The organism is Amycolatopsis decaplanina DSM 44594 (assembly GCF_000342005.1).
Taxonomy (GTDB): Bacteria; Actinomycetota; Actinomycetes; order Mycobacteriales; family Pseudonocardiaceae; genus Amycolatopsis; species Amycolatopsis decaplanina.
The window spans coordinates 115,915-132,180 of record NZ_AOHO01000077.1; the positions used below are offsets into that span (position 1 = coordinate 115,915).

16 protein-coding genes are annotated in these 16,266 nt (G+C 70.3%); 7 read left to right on the plus strand and 9 right to left on the minus strand.

All coding sequences use genetic code 11. The annotated features are described in order from the left end of the window. Positions 1-18: 18 nt before the first annotated feature. On the plus strand, positions 19-195 hold the full coding sequence (locus H074_RS41205; RefSeq protein ID WP_167333193.1) for a hypothetical protein: 177 nt from the start codon (positions 19-21) through the stop codon (positions 193-195). On the opposite strand, the gene H074_RS34495 is transcribed toward H074_RS41205, so the two are convergent. Next, positions 188-574, minus strand: coding sequence for a hypothetical protein (locus tag H074_RS34495; protein ID WP_007034729.1), 387 nt, complete (start codon positions 572-574; stop codon positions 188-190). The genes H074_RS41205 and H074_RS34495 overlap by 8 nt on opposite strands. A gap of 49 nt (positions 575-623) precedes the next feature. Next, on the minus strand, positions 624-1,940 hold the full coding sequence (locus H074_RS34500) for a serine/threonine-protein kinase (protein WP_007034730.1): 1,317 nt from the start codon (positions 1,938-1,940) through the stop codon (positions 624-626). Positions 1,941-2,084: 144 nt separating this feature from the next. On the opposite strand from H074_RS34500, the gene H074_RS34505 reads away from it, so the two are divergent. Beyond that, positions 2,085-3,182, plus strand: coding sequence for a sialidase family protein (locus H074_RS34505; protein WP_007034731.1), 1,098 nt, complete (start codon positions 2,085-2,087; stop codon positions 3,180-3,182). Positions 3,183-3,320: 138 nt separating this feature from the next. Continuing rightward, positions 3,321-4,151, plus strand: a complete 831-nt coding sequence (locus H074_RS34510) for an SAM-dependent methyltransferase (protein WP_007034732.1) — start codon at positions 3,321-3,323, stop codon at positions 4,149-4,151. Between the two features lie 46 nt (positions 4,152-4,197). Here H074_RS34510 and H074_RS34515 read toward each other — a convergent pair whose 3' ends face one another. The 3 genes from H074_RS34515 to H074_RS34525 all read right to left on the minus strand — a co-directional run bounded on the left by H074_RS34515 (position 4,198) and on the right by H074_RS34525 (position 8,315). Beyond that, on the minus strand, positions 4,198-6,081 hold the full coding sequence (locus tag H074_RS34515) for a M48 family metalloprotease (protein ID WP_007034733.1): 1,884 nt from the start codon (positions 6,079-6,081) through the stop codon (positions 4,198-4,200). 190 nt (positions 6,082-6,271) lie between these two features. Continuing rightward, the gene (locus H074_RS34520; protein WP_007034734.1) at positions 6,272-7,105 is read right to left on the minus strand and encodes an aldo/keto reductase; all 834 of its coding nucleotides are present in this window, start codon (positions 7,103-7,105) and stop codon (positions 6,272-6,274) included. A 28-nt stretch (positions 7,106-7,133) separates the two neighbouring features. Then, on the minus strand, positions 7,134-8,315 hold the full coding sequence (locus H074_RS34525) for an MFS transporter (RefSeq protein ID WP_007034735.1): 1,182 nt from the start codon (positions 8,313-8,315) through the stop codon (positions 7,134-7,136). A gap of 146 nt (positions 8,316-8,461) precedes the next feature. On the opposite strand from H074_RS34525, the gene H074_RS34530 reads away from it, so the two are divergent. The 4 genes from H074_RS34530 to H074_RS34545 are packed head-to-tail and all read left to right on the plus strand — an operon-like array spanning position 8,462 to position 11,394. Then, entirely contained in the window at positions 8,462-8,914 is a 453-nt protein-coding gene (locus H074_RS34530; protein ID WP_007034736.1) for a MarR family winged helix-turn-helix transcriptional regulator, read from the plus strand. A 49-nt stretch (positions 8,915-8,963) separates the two neighbouring features. Beyond that, a complete protein-coding gene (locus H074_RS34535) occupies positions 8,964-10,421 on the plus strand; it encodes an amidohydrolase (protein WP_039924100.1) in 1,458 nt (485 codons plus the stop codon). 44 nt (positions 10,422-10,465) lie between these two features. After that, on the plus strand, positions 10,466-10,870 hold the full coding sequence (locus H074_RS34540; protein WP_007034738.1) for a hypothetical protein: 405 nt from the start codon (positions 10,466-10,468) through the stop codon (positions 10,868-10,870). 59 nt (positions 10,871-10,929) lie between these two features. Continuing rightward, positions 10,930-11,394, plus strand: coding sequence for a DUF2127 domain-containing protein (locus H074_RS34545; protein ID WP_007034739.1), 465 nt, complete (start codon positions 10,930-10,932; stop codon positions 11,392-11,394). A gap of 9 nt (positions 11,395-11,403) precedes the next feature. Here H074_RS34545 and H074_RS34550 read toward each other — a convergent pair whose 3' ends face one another. The 4 genes from H074_RS34550 to H074_RS34565 all read right to left on the minus strand — a co-directional run bounded on the left by H074_RS34550 (position 11,404) and on the right by H074_RS34565 (position 16,225). Then, positions 11,404-12,102 (minus strand): PP2C family protein-serine/threonine phosphatase, encoded by a 699-nt coding sequence (locus H074_RS34550; protein WP_007034740.1) that lies wholly within the window; start codon positions 12,100-12,102, stop codon positions 11,404-11,406. 149 nt (positions 12,103-12,251) lie between these two features. After that, positions 12,252-13,073: a hypothetical protein gene (locus H074_RS39745; RefSeq protein ID WP_200865848.1), complete on the minus strand. Its 822-nt coding sequence runs from the start codon at positions 13,071-13,073 to the stop codon at positions 12,252-12,254. 44 nt (positions 13,074-13,117) lie between these two features. Further along, positions 13,118-14,968 carry a glycosyltransferase family 39 protein gene (locus tag H074_RS34560; protein ID WP_007034742.1) on the minus strand — a complete coding sequence of 617 codons (1,851 nt, stop codon included), beginning with the start codon at positions 14,966-14,968 and terminating at the stop codon, positions 13,118-13,120. Positions 14,969-14,971: 3 nt separating this feature from the next. Next, complete coding sequence (locus H074_RS34565; protein ID WP_007034743.1) at positions 14,972-16,225, minus strand: bifunctional glycosyltransferase family 2/GtrA family protein; 1,254 nt, start codon at positions 16,223-16,225, stop codon at positions 14,972-14,974. Positions 16,226-16,266: the final 41 nt, after the last annotated feature.

Here is a 16,266-nt window from a genome sequence, read left to right on the forward strand (position 1 = left end):
GGAGAAGGAGGTGCCGCGATGACCGTGCATGCCAGACGCTACGGACGTTGGTGCCGTGAGCATTTCGAGGCCGAGCACGAGCCGGACCGAAAGCGGCCCGCGGAGGCCACAGCCGCCCCGGAGGTCGCCGACGCCCAGGCCGAGCAGGCCCAGGCCGGCGACGCCCCGAACGGGAAACCGGGCTCGCTCAGCTGAGCGTTCGCCGGTACCAGACCCGCTTCGGGCCGGGGAGGCCGATCCGCGACACCAGATCGGTCACCACGCCGCCGATGATCAGCCACAGCAGCGCGGCGAGACCGTCGTTGAACAGGGTGCGCAATTTGAGGCCCTCCGGGGTGAACAGGTTGCGCAGTCCGAGCGAGACACCGCGTGACCACTGGTCGATCAGCTGCGCGAACCCGTTCCCCGGGTTGGCTTCGCCGAACACCAGCAGGATGTGCACGATCAGCACCAGCGCGAAGATCCAGCACACGGCGTGGACCAGGGCGTTGATGACCCGCACGGCGCGGATCCTGGCGGGCGTCTGCTCGACGATCTCTTCCTGAGGCTCACGCGGGTCGTTGATGTAGGTCATCGCGGTCTCCCATCATCGTCCACAGTGGACCCCCTGACTGCGCGGTCGCTCAGCCGGGTGGCCCGGGCCTGCTGCTCTTCGTCGGAGGCCTGGGTTTGGTCCTGCTCGGCTTCGTCGAGGTGCTCGGCAGGTCGTTCGAAGCGGTCGTGTCACTCGGTGCCGAGGTGACACCGGTGTTTTCGGTGGTGCCGGGCGGATTCGCGGAGACCGGGACGGCTTCGGTCACCACCACCGTGCCGTTGCTCGCTTTCGGGCCGTCGGTGGGCACTTCGACCGCCTCCGAGGACTGTGGCCCCCGGCCTGCCACCGGAGCGGACGAGCCGGTGGCCGCAGGGGGAAGCATCCCGCCCGGCTGGAGTGGCGCGTTCGCCCCGGTCTGGTTGACCGCCAGCAGCACGCCGACGGTGATCGCGGCGGCGGGCGCGCTGATGGCGGCGACCACGGCCGCCCGCTTGCGGGTGCCCGGCGTGAGATGGGCGACCTTCGTCCCGGTGGAATCCTCCAGCAGGATCCGCGAGATCGCCGCGGCCGTCGGGCGCTGCGACGGCTTCCGCGCGGTCATCCCGCGCAACAACGTCGTCATGGTCACCGACAGCCCGCCGGGGATCCGGGGCGGCCGGTGCAGCCGCCCGACCGCGGCCTCGACCGGCGTCCCGGTGTACTCCCGTTCCCCGGACAGGCATTCGAGCAGGACCAGGCCGAGTGAATAGATGTCGGCGGGCGGGCCGACGTCCTCGCCGCGGACCTGTTCGGGCGCCATGTACGCCGCCGTGCCGACGACACCGCCGGTCTCGGTCACCCTGGTCGCGTCGAAGGCGTGCGCCACCCCGAAATCGCCGATCAACGGGCCGTCGTCGGCCATCAGGATGTTCGCCGGTTTCAGGTCACGGTGGGTGATGCCGTGCGCGTGGACGTGTGCGAGCGCGTCGGACAGCCGGGCGGCCAGTTCGACGACCGCGTCCTGGGGGAGGGGGCCGGAACGCAGGCGCTGGGCCAGGTTCGGCCCTTCGACCAGGCGCATCGTGAGGTAGGTGTAGCCGTCGTCGGAGCCCGCGTCGTACAGCGGCACGAGTCCGGGGTGGCGGACCGCGCTGAGGGTCTTGATCTCCTGCTCCCGGCGGCGCTCGTCCCGGATCATCGTGTCGGCGTGGAACAGTTTCAGTGCGACCTCGCGCCGTTCGCGCAGGTCCCGGGCCCGGAATACGCGGGCGGTCGCGCCGCGGCCGAGCAGGTCCCCGACCTCGTACCGGCCGGCCAGTTTGCGCGGCAGATGGTCCGGGTCGTGGACGTTCAGGCTGAAGCGGCGTCGAGTGGTCCCGGGGTCTTCGTCTTCGTCACCGCCAGCGCGCGAATCCGCGTCGTCCATCGGTGCTACCTCCGTCTCACCGGCCGAACGCCGTATACCCGGTCCGGCCCCGGGCGAAACAAGGTTTGAGAGCGTACCGGAGATGATCTCCGGGTTCACCCCGAACGGCGGGCAACCCCGGCGGGGTCCGGACGTCTCGTGGTCATGAAGCCGAACCGGTGGGCCGCGCTCGCCGCCGCCACACTGACCGCCCTGTCCGTCTTCACCCCGCCCGCCGCCGCCGATGCGCTGGTGCCCAAGGGTTTCGCCCCCGCGTCGACGAGCTGGACCGGGCCGCTGCGCGGTCTCGTCCTCGGGTTCTCACCGTGCGGAAAACCGGGATGGTGCGCTTCCCTGCTGTCGACGACCGACGGCGGCAAACGGTGGCGGCGCGTCGGCGAGCCGCCGATCTCGCTGCCGGACAACCACAATCAGGTCAAGCTCACGGTGATCGACGACCGTGACGTGTTCGTCTCCGACGGCACCCGGCTGCTCGCCAGCCACGACGGTGGCGGCAAGTGGTCGCAGGTCCGGCTCGCCGGGATACGGGAACCCTTCTATATTTCGAAGATCGCCGAATCAGGACCTCGTGTGTTCGCGATGGTCACCGGTTTCGGCAGCCCGTCGACGACGACGCTGTACGCCGGGATCTCCGGCGCGCGGCTCCTCCTGCCGGTCCCGGGCTTCACCGTCACCGGTTCCTCGACCTACGGCGACATCGCCACCAGCGGCGGAATCCAGGTTTCGATGGGGGCGGACTATCGCGTCCAGAAGTACTGGACATCGTCGGACGGCCTGACCTTCGCGGCCGCGCCGCCGCCTTGCCCGGCGGACACTTCGGCTTCGCTGAGCGGTGTCCGGCAAGGGCATGTGCTGGCACTGTGCAGCGCGGGGCCGGGGACGCCGCAGCCGGGGGCTACCGTCCGGCGGCTGTGGCGCGCGCCGAAGCTGGGCGGGCACTTCACCGGGACGGCGCAGGCGCCCACTCTCGGGATCAACCAGAGCTTCAGCGCGGCCTCGCCCGCGGCGGCGACCGTCGCGGCGGAAGGCGGCGGCACCGGTTTCCTGCACAGCACCGCCGACGGCGGGGCGACCTGGACGACGACCGTGCTCAGCGGCCGCGGGGTCTGCCTCAACGATCTGGACTTCCCGGACGAGCGGGTCGGGGTGGTCGTGGACGGCCTGCCCGACGCCGAAGGCGGGTCGGCCGTCTACCGCACCACCGACGGCGGCCTCACGTGGCGTGAACTCGTTTTCGGGTGATGTCGCAGGTGACCAAGGCCCTTGGGGAGGTTCACTTGGATGCACGCCATGTCGTAATCTGTGTACGGTCCGTCGATGGCGAGGGAGCCGTGGGCGCGTTCGCGCGGCCCGTGCGCGGCTGAAGGGTGGAACGTGTCCATGACTTCGGACGAGGTCCGGTCTGTGCCGGGGCGCCCGCTGCCCCTCGACTACAGCAAGCCCAACCTCGCCCGGATGAAGGACGTCCTCCTCGGCGGGCACGACCATTACGAGGTCGACAGGCAAGCGGTCGTGGACCTGCTCGCCCTCGCCCCCGACGCCGCCGCGATGGCCAAGGAGTTCCGCGCCTGGGCGAACCGGGTGGTCCGGTTCCTCGCCGGTGCCCGCGATATCGACCAGTTCCTCGATCTGGGCTCGGGCCTGCCCACCGCGGAGAACACCCATCAGGCGGCGCAGCGGTACAACCCGGACGCGCTGGTCGTCTACGTCGACCACGACCCGGTCGTCCAGGCGCACGGACTGGCCCTGTTGGAGGACCATCTCGTCCACGTCAGCGGTGCGGATCTGGCCGATCCCGCCCGGACCCTCGCCGATCCGGTGGTCGCCGAGCACATCGAACTCGACCGCCCGGTCGCGGTGATCCTGAACTCGGTGCTGCACCACATCGAAGACCTCGGCAAGGCGCAGGCCATCGTCCGCGCCTACGTCGACGCGATCGCACCGGGGTCCTACGTGCTGATCAGCCACGACTTCACACCAGGCGAGGGCTCGCGCGGTGCGCTCGCCCGGAAACTCGACGACCTGATGGCCGACACCGGACATCGCACCGTGCACCGCGGTCGCGACGAGATCGAGTCGCTGTTCGACGGGCTGGAGATGCTCGAGCCGGGTGTGGTCCACCTGCACGAATGGTGGCCGGATGGCCCGCGCCTCGCCCCGCTGACCGAGTTGAACCACCTGAGCCTCGGCGGCGTGGGGATCAAGCCCTAGGGAGAAGCCCGGCAAGGCTCCGGCGGCACAGTGACGACCGGCCTCGTCAAGCCCTCAGCGAGCCGAAGAACGCCGTCAGTTCGTCGTGGGCTGTCCCGAAGTCCTCGGTGTTGCCGGTGATCGCCAGTTCCAGCGTCTCGCCGTCGGACAGCTCCAGCGTCAGGTACTCGGTCAGCTTCCGGCGGGCGAAACCGCCCGTGACGATGTCCGAGAACGGGATCCGCCGGGCACCCGGTTCGGCGCGCAGATCGTCGAGGCCGCGCTCCCGCAGCTTCCGGATCCGCTTGCGATCCGACACCCCGCGCGCCCCGATCAGGCCGGCGAGGCCCCGGCGGATCAGCACCGAACGCGCCATCGGCAGCAGCACCACTTCGGTGTCGCAGACGATCAGGTCGTAGAGCTTCCGCTTGGCCTTCAGCGCGGTGAACATCCCGAGCATCCGGGCTTCGGCGGGATCCGGCTCCAGCCGGGGCACCTGCTTGCAGAAGTACCCGGCGGGGACACTCAGCAGCCGCAGGTTGTGGACCAGCTCGTCGACCGCGCGCGGGCTCCGCACCGCCGGGCCGACCAGCTCTGCGACGTCGAACGGCTCGCCATCGCCGAGACACAGTTCCCAGCCGCCGCCCCAGTTCAGGCGGTGCGCGGCGACGCCGTTGTCGATCATCGCGGCGGTGACGGTGTCGGCGAACAACTCGGTCAGCAGTTCGAGACCCTCTTCGCGGGACGGGGCCCGCAGGGGCTTGGCGAGCGCTTCGGCGTCTCCGTCGCGCAGCACCCGCACGACCTCGCCGATCGTGCCGCGAGGCGCCAGCCTGCTCTCGATCCCGGCCGAGGTCAGCAGCCTCGCGCCCTCCGCCACCGACGCGCGGCCGGCGCGTTTGACGACCTCGTCCCAGTCCGCGCGCGGCCCGACGTCGCGGATCAGCACGTCCAGTTCCGCCTCGGGCACGTCGATCTTCGGCGCACCCAGCAGCGACCAGCCCGGCCGCGCGTCCGGCTTCACCGGGTTGTCCGGGACACCGGCCAGCGCGGCGATCCGCCGCTTCGTGGGCGGATGGCTGTCGTACTTCGACAGCTCTTCGCCGTCAAGGATGTCTTCGGAGTACTCGGCCACCCAGTCCCGCTGGGCGGGGTGGTTGAGGTACGAGCGGAACCCCAGTAGCACCGGGGGAGTGCGCCGTGCCGTCGCGCCGAGCGACAGGTAACGCTCGGCGTAGTCCTTCCAGAGCGGGCTCAGCGTCGCGGCCTTCCGCAGCGCGGCGGCCGCCGTCCGGCTGCCCGCCGCGAGCACGGAGGCCTCGTCGGCCTGCAGTTCCTGCCGCCGGTTCGCCGACCGCGCGATCAGCAGGTACAGCTTCGAGTAGGCGGAGAGCAAGGCCTTGGCGGGGCCGCCGTCCAGCCTGTCGACGGTGAAGGCGAGCGTCTGGGTGCCGCGGTAGGTCAGCGCGAGCAGCCGGGTGTGGCCGCCGCCGTAGTGGCCGAGTTCGTGCGCGAGCACCGCGCGCAGCTCGCTGACGCTCATCGCGGCCAGCAACGGCAGCCCGATCAGCATCGTGCGGCGGCCCGGCCGCAGACCGAGGAACCGGGCGTCCTCGCTGACCGCGGCGTTGATCTCGCCGATCAGCACGATCTCGTCCGGCGGCCGTGTCTTCACCTGGGCGGCGAGGCCGTCGATCATCTCCCACAACGCGGGATGGGCGTCGCGGTCCAGCCGCGGCCCTTCGATCGGGGGACGCCGCGCCCTCAGCGCGCTCACCAGCCCGAAGCCGAGCGCGATCATGATCGCGAGCCCGCCGAGCATGACGTAGGTGCCGGCCTTGCCCTGGATCCGCAGGCCCACCAGCACACTGGCGACCCCCACCGCGACGACCACCACTGGGAACGCCACGAGCAGAAGTGTCGCGAGGACGGCGCGTCCTCGGGCCTGCATCGTCCGGTTACCTCTTTTCGCACAAGTGCCTTCTGTGCGGCCGAATAGTAACCGGCTACACAGCGGGCTCGGGCGAAAACGAAGAGCTACGCCCGCTACCTGCGAACACGCAATTAGTCACCTACTTGCGCTCACTGGGCGCGCGACGCGCCCTGGAGGCCGCAAGTAGGTGACTGATTGCGGGAGGTGCTCAGGCGACGTTGAAGGTGTCGGGATCCGGCCCGGTCCGCTCACCCCGGTCCAGCACGGACAGCGAAGCGATGTCCTCCTCCGACAGCGTGAACCCGAAGACGTCGAGGTTCTCCTTGATCCGCGACGGTGTCACGGACTTCGGGATCACGACGTTGCCCAGCTGCAGATGCCAGCGCAGGACGATTTGCGCCGGCGTACGGCCGTGCTTCGACGCGAGCGCCGTGATCGCGTCCTCGCCGAGCAGGTCGCCGCCCTTGGCCAGCGGGCTCCACGCCTCGGTCGCGATGCCGTGCTTCGCGTCGAACTCGCGGACCTCGGCCTGCTGCAGGTACGGGTGCACCTCCACCTGGTTGACCGCCGGAGTCACCGAACCGGCGTCGAGAAGCCGTTCCAGGTGGGCGGGCTGGAAGTTGGACACGCCGATCGCGCGCACCCGGCCGTCGGCGTAGAGCTTCTCGAAGGCTTTCCACGTGTCGCGGTAGAGGTCGCGCTCCGGCGTCGGCCAGTGGATGAGGTACAGGTCCAGCTGCTCGAGGCCCAGCTTGGCCAGGCTGGCGTCGAACGCCTTCAGCGTGGCGTCGTAGCCCTGTTCGCTGTTCCACAGCTTGGTGGTGATGAACAGCTCGTCGCGGGCGATGCCGGACTCGGCGAGTGCTTTGCCGACGCCCGCTTCGTTGCCGTAGATGGCGGCGGTGTCGATGCTGCGGTAGCCCGCGTCCAGCGCGGCCTTGACCGCGGCGGTGGTCTCCTCGTCCGGCACCTGGAAGACGCCGAACCCGAGCTGCGGCATCTCCACCCCGTTGTTGAGCTTGACGGTGGGAATGTCGGTCACTTGCGTTCCTTTCTTGGGTGTTTCCGGTTCAGGCGGCGGGGGCCAGTTCGGCGCGACGAGCCTTTCGCCGCCCATGGTCGAGCATGCCCGAGATGACCGCGACCAGCAGTCCGGCGAGCGCGAGCGCGGCACCGATCCAGTTGGGCGCGGTGTAGCCGAGACCGGCGTCGATGGCCTTGCCGCCGAGCCACGCGCCTCCGGCGTTGCCGAGGTTGAACGCGGCGATGTTGGCCGCCGAAGCCAGCGCGGGCGCGCCTTCGGCCTTGTTCATGACACGGGCCTGCAGCGGCGCGACGGTCGCGAAACCGGCGGCGCCGAAGACCGCGATGGTGATCGCGGCGGGAAGCTGGGCATGCGCGGTGAAGACGAACACGACCAGCACGGCCGCGAGCACGGCGAGGATGACGTACAGGCTGGGCATCAGCGACCGGTCGGCCGCCTTGCCGCCGAGCAGGTTGCCGACGAACAGGCCGCCGCCGAACAGCACCAGCAGCCAGGTCACCGCGCCGGAGGAGAAGCCGGCCACCTCGGTCATCATCGGGGCGATGTAGGTGAAGGACGCGAACACCCCGGCGAAGCCGAGCGCGGTCATCGCCAGCGCGAGCCACACCTGCGGACGCCGGAACACGGCCAGTTCGCTGCGCAGTCCGGCGCTCTTCGTCGTCGCCTGTGCGGGGACCAGCGCGAGGATCCCGATCAGGCCGATCACGCCGAGCACACTGACCGCCCAGAACGTCGAGCGCCAGCCCAGCGCCTGGCCGAGCGCGGTCCCGGCGGGGACGCCGAGGACGTTGGCGACGGTCAGCCCGGTGAACATCATCGCGATGGCGCCCGCCTGCTTGTTCGGCGCGACCAGCGAGGCGGCGACGACCGCGCCGACGCCGAAGAACGCGCCGTGCGAGAGCGCGGCGACCACGCGGCCGGTCATGAGGAGGCCGTAGGTGGGGGCCAGCGCGGAAACGACGTTGCCGGCGATGAACAGGACCATCAGGCCGACCAGGACCGTCTTGCGCGGCACCCGCGACGCGAGCGCGGTCAGCAGCGGGGCGCCGACCACGACGCCGAGCGCGTAGCCGGAGATCAGCAGCCCCGCGGAGGGGATCGAGACGCCGAAGTCGCCCGCGACCTCGGGCAGCAGGCCCATGATCACGAACTCGGTGGTGCCGATACCGAAGGCACTGATCGCCAGTGCGAGCAGAGCGGCGGGCATTGGATGCTCACTTCTTCCCGTAGAGTGGTGGTGTTGGCTGGCGTTGGCAACTACGGGCGTCCGAAATAGTTGCACGCGCCGTATATTGCACACGCTTGATGATGCATGACGCAACGAAGCTCGGGCAACCGGGGAAGAGGTGAACCGTGTCACTGGCCGATGACGCCGTGGAGGCACGCGCGCAGGGCTGGCGGACCCTCGCCGCACTGCACGCGCGGATCGAGGACGCGCTCGAGCGCGCGCTGGCGCAGGAGCACTCGCTGTCCGTCAGCGAGTACACCGTGCTGGACGTACTCGCCCGGCAGGACGGTTTCCACCTGCGGATGAACCAGCTGTCGAACGCCGTCGTGCTCAGCCAGTCGGCGACGACCCGGCTGGTGTCGCGACTGGAGGACCGGGGACTGCTGCAGCGGTATCTGTGCCCGGACGACCGGCGGGGGATCTACACGGAAGTCACGCCGTCGGGACAGGAACTGCTCGCGGCCGCGCGGCCGACGCACGACGCCGTCCTCACCGAGGCGCTCGCCGCCGCCGAAGAACTCCCCGAACTCGCGCCTTTGGTGGGCGCGCTGGGAAAGCTCACCTTCGCCCGCTCCTGACCGCCGCAAGTAGGTGACTACTCGCGAGGTGGGCTGGCAAGGTGAGGGCGTGGACGATCTTCTGTTGCGCCGGGTCCGGGTCGGCTTGGCGGGTTCCCTGTCGGACGTGCGGATCGAGAGCGGCCGGATCGCGGCCATCGCGGGCCCGGGGCAGGCGGGTGAGGCGTCGGAGATCCTGGACGGGCACGGCGGCACGCTGCTGCCCGGCCTGGTCGACGCCCACGTGCACACCGCGCAGTGGGCGGCCGTGCGCCGCCGGATCCCCCTGGGGAAGGCGACGTCCGCCGCGCACACGGTCGAACTCGTGCTGGCCCATCTGCTGGCGAATCCCGCGCCGCCCGGTGATCTCGTGCTCGGCGCCGGGTTCCGCGACGGCCTCTGGCCCGATGCCCCGCACAAGGATCTGCTGCAGAAGGCGCTGCCGGGACATCCGGTCGCCCTGTTCAGCGCCGACCTCCACACGCTGTGGCTCAGCCCCGCCGCACTGAAGCTCATCGGCCGCGAGCACCCGACCGGGGTACTGCTGGAGAACGACTGCATGAGCGCGACGGCCGAACTCCCGGTCGCCCCCGAGGACGTCCTCGACGGCTGGGTCGCCGACGCCCTCGACGCGGCGGCCGCCCGGGGCGTCACCAAGATCGTCGACTACGAATACGCCGACACGGTCACCGACTGGCGGCGACGGCTGGCGCGGAAACCCCTGCCGGTCCGGGTTTCCTGTGTGATCGCGAAGTACCTGCTCGACACCGCCGTCGAACGCGGTCTTCGCACCGGCGACGTCCTCGAAGGCAGCGGTGGGCTGCTTACGGTCGGCCCGTTCAAGCTGTTCGTCGACGGTTCGCTGAACACCCGCACCGCGTACTGCGTGGGGCACTACGCCGGAACCGAGTCCCACGGGCTGCTCGAACTGCCGCCCGAGGAGCTGGAACCGTTGATGCGCAAGGCTTCCGAGCATGGCCTGTCGCCGGCGGTGCACGCGATCGGCGATCACGCCAACAAGATCGCGCTCGACGCCTTCGAAGGCGTCGGCTGCGCGGGCCGCATCGAGCACGCGCAGCTGCTGCGCGCCGAGGACGTCGCGCGCTTCGCCGAACTGGGTGTGGTGGCGAGTGTGCAGCCCGCCCATCAGCCGGACGACCGCGACGTCGCCGACCGGCACTGGCACGGCTGGACCGATCGGGCCTTCCCTTACGGCGCTTTGCACCGCTCCGGGGTGACCCTGGAGTTCGGCTCGGACGCGCCGGTCGCGCCGCTGGACCCGTGGGACGCGATCGCGTCGGCGGTCAGCCGCACCGACGACGACCGTCCGCCTTGGCATCCCGAGCAGGCCATGCCGCTGGAGGCCGCGCTCGCGGCGGCGTCCGGTGGCCGGGCAGGAGTGGCCGTCGGGGACGTCGCGGATCTGGTCGTCACCGCGGTGGATCCGGCGCGGCTGTCCACGGCCGGACTGCGCGACATGCCCGTCACCGCCACCGTGATGAACGGTCACGTCACCTACACGGCGTAAGACGCGACTTTCGTTTCCCTGCGGCAACGCCTTAATGGGAAGGCATGGATCACCGCCTTCTCGACCGGCTCCGGGACCTTCACGGCTCCCTGGGCACCGACATCACCTTCGTCACCCGGATGGTCGAGGACGACGTGCCGCGCGCCGACGTCCTCCGTGATCTCGGCGAACGGCTCACCGACCTCGGCACGGCGCTGCTCCGGCGCTCGGACGACGTCAACGCCGACGTGCTCGCGAAGCTGCCGGACGACGGCTGGCTGCCCGAAGCGGGCGAGCACCACCGGGCGCTGGCCGTGGCCCACAACGTCGGCGAACGACCGCTGCGGTGCGGGCGGATCTACCTCGCCGTCTGCGGGGCGCCGTGCTTCCCCTTCTACGGCAGGGACCCCTCCGGCCGGACCGCCCGGCACGAACGGTGCCTGCCCTGCCAGGACCGCCTGTTCCGGTGACGGTGGCTGCGGGCGGCGGCCGGGTGCGCCAGGGTGAGGTGAGCACGGAGGGAGCGCCCATGAGCACCGAGAAGCTGTTCCGGATCGCCATCACCCTGAAGGGGCTCGACGGCGCTTTGCAGCTGGTGGGCGGGCTCGTCCTGATGATCGTCCCGGCGTCGGTCATCTCCGGTTTCGCGCACGCCGTGGTCACCCGTGACCTGCTCGGCGACCCCGAGGGAACGCTGGCCCGGCACCTGGAACTCGCCGCCGGCCACTTCGCCGAGGGCCGGACGTTCGCCGTCGTGTACCTCTTCGCGCACGGGCTCATCAAACTCGGCCTGGTCTGGGCGCTGGCGCGCAAGGTGATGCGTGCCTACCCCGTGGCCGCCGTGGTGCTTTCGGCGTTCGTGATCTACGAGGTCTTCCGCGCGATCCACACGCACTCGCTCGCGCTGCCGTTCTTCGCCGTCCTCGACGTCGTGATCGTCGTGCTGGTGCTGCGTGAGTACCGGCAGCTGAAACAGGATCGCGTCGCGGCCTGACCGCCCGGTTCAGGCCGCGACGCGAAACTTTTCCGTGGTGACGTCCGCGCCGGGCGGATCCACCACGATCGCGGTGGCGTTGTCGGAGCCACCGAGCGAGATCGCCGTCCGCACCAGCGCCGTGGCCGCCCCGTCCGGCATCCCGAGGATGCCGAGCATGGTCGGCCCGCTGAGCGTCTTGTGCACGCCGTCGCTGGTGAGCAGAAGCCCGCCGGTCGTGACGGTGGCCGTGCCGATCTCGTGTGCACCGGCCGTGCGGACGCTGGTGGTGACGACGTGTTCCATCCGCGGTGTCACGGGTTGTCCGTGGTCGCGGAAGTACTGTGCGAGCGTATGGTCCTTCGTCACCTGCCGCACGGTGTAACCGTCCCAAGCGTACGCCCGCGCGTCCCCGGCCCACGCGATGCCATACCCTTCGCCGGTCTTGACAGCCACGACGAGGACGCAGTCACCGGCCCCGCCGAGCGCGAGCACGGCTCGCTGAGCAGCGAGAACGGCCCCGACCGCCCCGTGCTCGACCGGTGTCCGGGCTGCCGCCGAGGCCGCCGTCCGCGCCGCTTGTGCCGCGTTCGGGTGATCTCCGACTCCATCGGCCAGCGCGAACACGATCCCCCGGCCGCCCGCCGCCGCGTACGCCGCGACGGCGTCCGCGTTGTGCTTGCGCGGTCCTTGCGCGCTCGCCGTGTGCCAGTGTGGAAGCTCCCTCATGGTCTTCTCCTCACCCTTGGGTGATGCCCTGCTTCCAGGATCCACCCGGATCCTGTGTGGCGCCTGAGGGTTCGGTGATAGACGGCTGTCGGTCACGCCTCGTGAGTGGTGAGGACGGTTAGAACCGTCCTCACCACTCACGAGGCCGGTCAGCGCAGTCGCGTGATCAGCGTCCGCAGCCAGCTCTCCGCCATCGCCGGTTCCTTCCGCAGATGCCGCACCAGCAGATCCCGCCCCGCCTTCGAACGCCCCGCCTCGACGATCGCGACCGCCTCGGCCAGCCCCCGCACGCGCCGTTCCGAATGCTCCGGCGCCCGGCCGTTCTCGTCCGACCAGCGCGGCCGTGGGAACGACGCCGTGAGCTTGTGCTGCGAGTTCCCGAAGTAGAGCCAGACCGGCTCGTCGAGCGAGATGTTCCGGACGCCGTTCGCGGGCAGGCCGGCGGGCCAGTCGAAGTGCTGCTGCCAGCGGAACGCCGACGGCGTCGTGCGCTCCCGGATGGTGATCCCGAGGAACCGGAGCCGCCCGCGGATGATGCTCCAGGCCTCGCGGTCGTCGTCGATCCAGTCCCGTAGCACTCCGTAGAGATCGGTGAACGTCTGTCCTGTGTAGACGAGGTCGACGAAGACCTTCGGCCGCCCGCGCGCCAGGTCGTGCGGGCTCAGGCCCACCGAAGAGAGATAGCGGCGGAGCCTGTCCACATCGGACTCCGTCAGGCCGTCGCGGGTTCCCGCGAACGACAACGGCAACCGGTGGATCCGTTCCCGCCACGGCGTTCCGCTCAGCAGGTCGTGCACGCTGTCCGCGGATCGTCCGACGAAGTACAGATCCGCGTCACCGGCGCGGGCGATCACTTTCGCGGCACATTCGATCAGCTCGTCGAGAAACCACAGCGACGGTTCTCCGGCGCGTTCCAGTAGCGTCCCGAGCTGGTCGGGGCGCACGAGATCCCAGCGGTACGGCCGATTCACGCCGTCCAGGATCGCCGTGCGTCCCGAGGGCTGTCGACGCATTTTCAGGAGAGCAGGTCGTACACCGTCTGCTCGCCGACCGTGGTGGCGGTGAAATTCGCGGCGACCCATTCGGCGATCTCGTTCGAGCCGCCACCGGGACCACCGCCTCGGCCGCCTTCGACGTAGTAGGTGATGTCGCCGTTCGCCACGTACTGCTGGAATTCCGCCAGCGTCGGCGCCGGATCCGAGCCGCTCCAGCCGCCGATGCCGATCACCGGCTTCCCGCTCGCGAGTTCCAGGCTCGCCGCCGACTGCGAACTCGCCGTCGCGGCCGCCCATTTCGTCGTGGTCGCCGCGAGTACGGCCCCGATCTCCGCCGAGGACCCCTCTTCCATCCCCATGCCCATTCCCCGCTCGCCACCGGTGGACGGGCCGGAGATCGGGATCGACCCGGAGTGTGCCTGCGAAGCGGTCTCGATGCCGTACGCGGTGGTCCCGAGGCCGATGGTCAGCACGGAGACCGTCGCGACGACGGCGACGAGTTTGCGCAGCGGCGGCACACCCACCAGGACGACGGTGGCGGTCGCCAGACCGAGCCCGGCGATGATCCAGCGCAGCGCGGGCAGCCAATCCGCGTCACGGTCCAAGAGGATGTACGCCCAGACGGCGCTGGCCGCGATCATCAGCGACAGGAACACCCGCGGCGCGAGATGCGCCCGGCCACGCCACAGCGAGGTCCCCGAGATCGCGACCACGGCGGCGATCGACGGCGCCAGCGCGACGGCGTAGTACGGGTGCACGATCCCGCTCATGAAACTGAACACCAGCGCGGTGACGAGCATCCAGCCGCCCCACACGATCAGCGCGGCCCTCGTCCGGTCGGTCCCGGCGGCCCGCCTGGTGAACCACAGCCCCGCGACCAGTCCGATCAGCGCGGCGGGCAGCAGCCACGACACCTCGCCGCCGAAGCTGGCGCCGAACATCCTGGTCAAGCCGCTCTCACCGCCGAAGCCGACGTTCCCGCCGCCGGAACCGCCGGAGCCGCCCGGGCCGCCGACCATCACGCCGCCGCCCATGCCGAAGATCCGGCCGAGACCGTTGTAGCCCAAGGCCAGTTCGAGCAGGCTGTCGTCGGTCGAACCGCCGATGTACGGCCGTGAGCCGGTCGGCCACAGATCGACCAGTGCGATGAACCAGCCGGCGGAGACGATCACCGCGACCACCGCTCCGACCAGATGAAGCAGACGTTTGCCCAGCGAGGTCGGTGCGGCGACCAGGTAGGCGAGCCCGAACGCGGGCAGTACCAGGAACGCCTGCATCATCTTGGTCAGGAAGCCGAACCCGATGGCGACGCCGGCGAAGGCCAGCCAGCGCGGGCTCGCCTTTTCGATCGCGCGGATCGTGCAGTACCCGCTGGTGATCAGCAGCAGTGTCAGCAGCGCGTCGGGGTTGTTGAACTTGAACATGAGCGCGGCGACCGGCGTGACGGCGAGCGCCGCCCCGGCGAACAGGCCCGCGACCGGTCCGGAGGTCCGCTTCACCGTCAGATACAGCAGGCCGACCGAAGCGACCCCCATCAGCGCCTGCGGGGCCAGCACGGTGAAGCTGGAGAAGCCGAAGAGCCGGGCGAATGCCGTCGTGACCCAGAGCGCGGCGGGGGGTTTGTCGACGGTCAGCACGTTCCCGGCGTCGAGGGAGCCGAACAGCCACGCCTTCCAGTCCTGCGTGCCGGACTGCACCGCCGCCGCGTAGAACGAGTTGCCGTAGCCGGAGGCGGTCAGGTTCCAGAAGTACAGCAGCGCGGTGGCGGCGAGCAGCCCGAAGACCGCGGGCCGGACCCAACGGCCGGGCGGCTGCGTGGCGCTTTCTTCGACGCGGCCGGGTTCCACCCGTGAAGCGAGTGCGGTGGTCATGGATCAGCTCTCCATCTCGGTGGCGGGCCGGCGGCGGAACACCCAGCCGCGCAGCAGCAGGAAGCGCAGGACGGTGGCCGCGAGGTTCGCGAGCACGAGCGCGGTGATTTCGAGCGTCAGCCCCGGCGCGGTCATCGTGTGCAGCAGCGCCAGCGCGCCACTGGTGAGCGCGAGCCCGAGGCCGAACACGATGAGGCCTTGGAACTGGTGCAGCCCGGCTCCTTGCCTGCCGCGGATGCCGAAGGTCAGGCGCCGGTTGAGCGCGGTGTTGCCGATCGCCGTCACCAGCAGCGCGACGAGGTTCGCCGCCTGCGCGCCGGTGAACGTCCGCAGCAGCAGGAACAGCACGAGGTAGGCGATGGTGCTGGCGACGCCGACGGCGGCGAACCGCACCAGTTGCCGCACCAGGCTCGGCGCCACGCCCGGTGCCTGAACCTGGATCGGCGCGCGGCCGAGTTGTTCGCGCAGGCCGCTGATCGGGATCTGCCCGGTCAGCGTCGCCTTGGTCAACCGGGCGATGCCTTTGAGGTCGGCGGTCGCGGTGGCGATGATGTTCACCGACGAGTCCGGGTCGTCCACCCAGTCGACCGGGACCTCGTGGATCCGCAGGCCGGCTTTCTGCGCCAGGACGAGCAGTTCGGTGTCGAAGAACCAGCCGGTGTCCTGGATGTGCGGGAGCAGCCGCTCGGCGACGTCGGCGCGGATCGCCTTGAACCCGCATTGCGCGTCGCTGAACCTCGCGGCCAGTGTGCCGCGCAGGATCAGGTTGTAGCAGCGGGAAACGAACTCCCGCTTCGGCCCGCGCACCACCCGCGCGCCGCGGGCGAGCCTGCTGCCGATGGCGAGGTCGGAATGGCCGGACAGCAGTGGCGCGACGAGCGGTCCGAGCGCGGCCAGATCGGTCGAGAGGTCGACGTCCATGTAGGCGAGCACCGGAGCGTCCGAAGTGGACCAGACCGACCGCAGTGCCCGGCCGCGGCCTTTTTCTTCGAGGTGGCGGACTTCGACGTCTTCGAACTCGCGGCTCAGGCGTTCGGCGATCCGCAGGGTGCCGTCGGTGCTGGCGTTGTCCGCGACGGTGATCCGGAACGGGTACGGGAACTGCTCCACGAGGTGGGCATGCAGTCGCCGGATGCACGGTTCGAGGTCGGTTTCCTCGTTGTAGACCGGGATGACGACGTCGAGGACGGGGGAGCCGTCCGGGGCGATGGCGGGGCGGCGGCCGGTGCCGGCGCCGGAGAGGATCGCGGTTGGCATAGCGTCAATCTCGGTCATCGCGCTGAGGTCGCCTTGTGTCC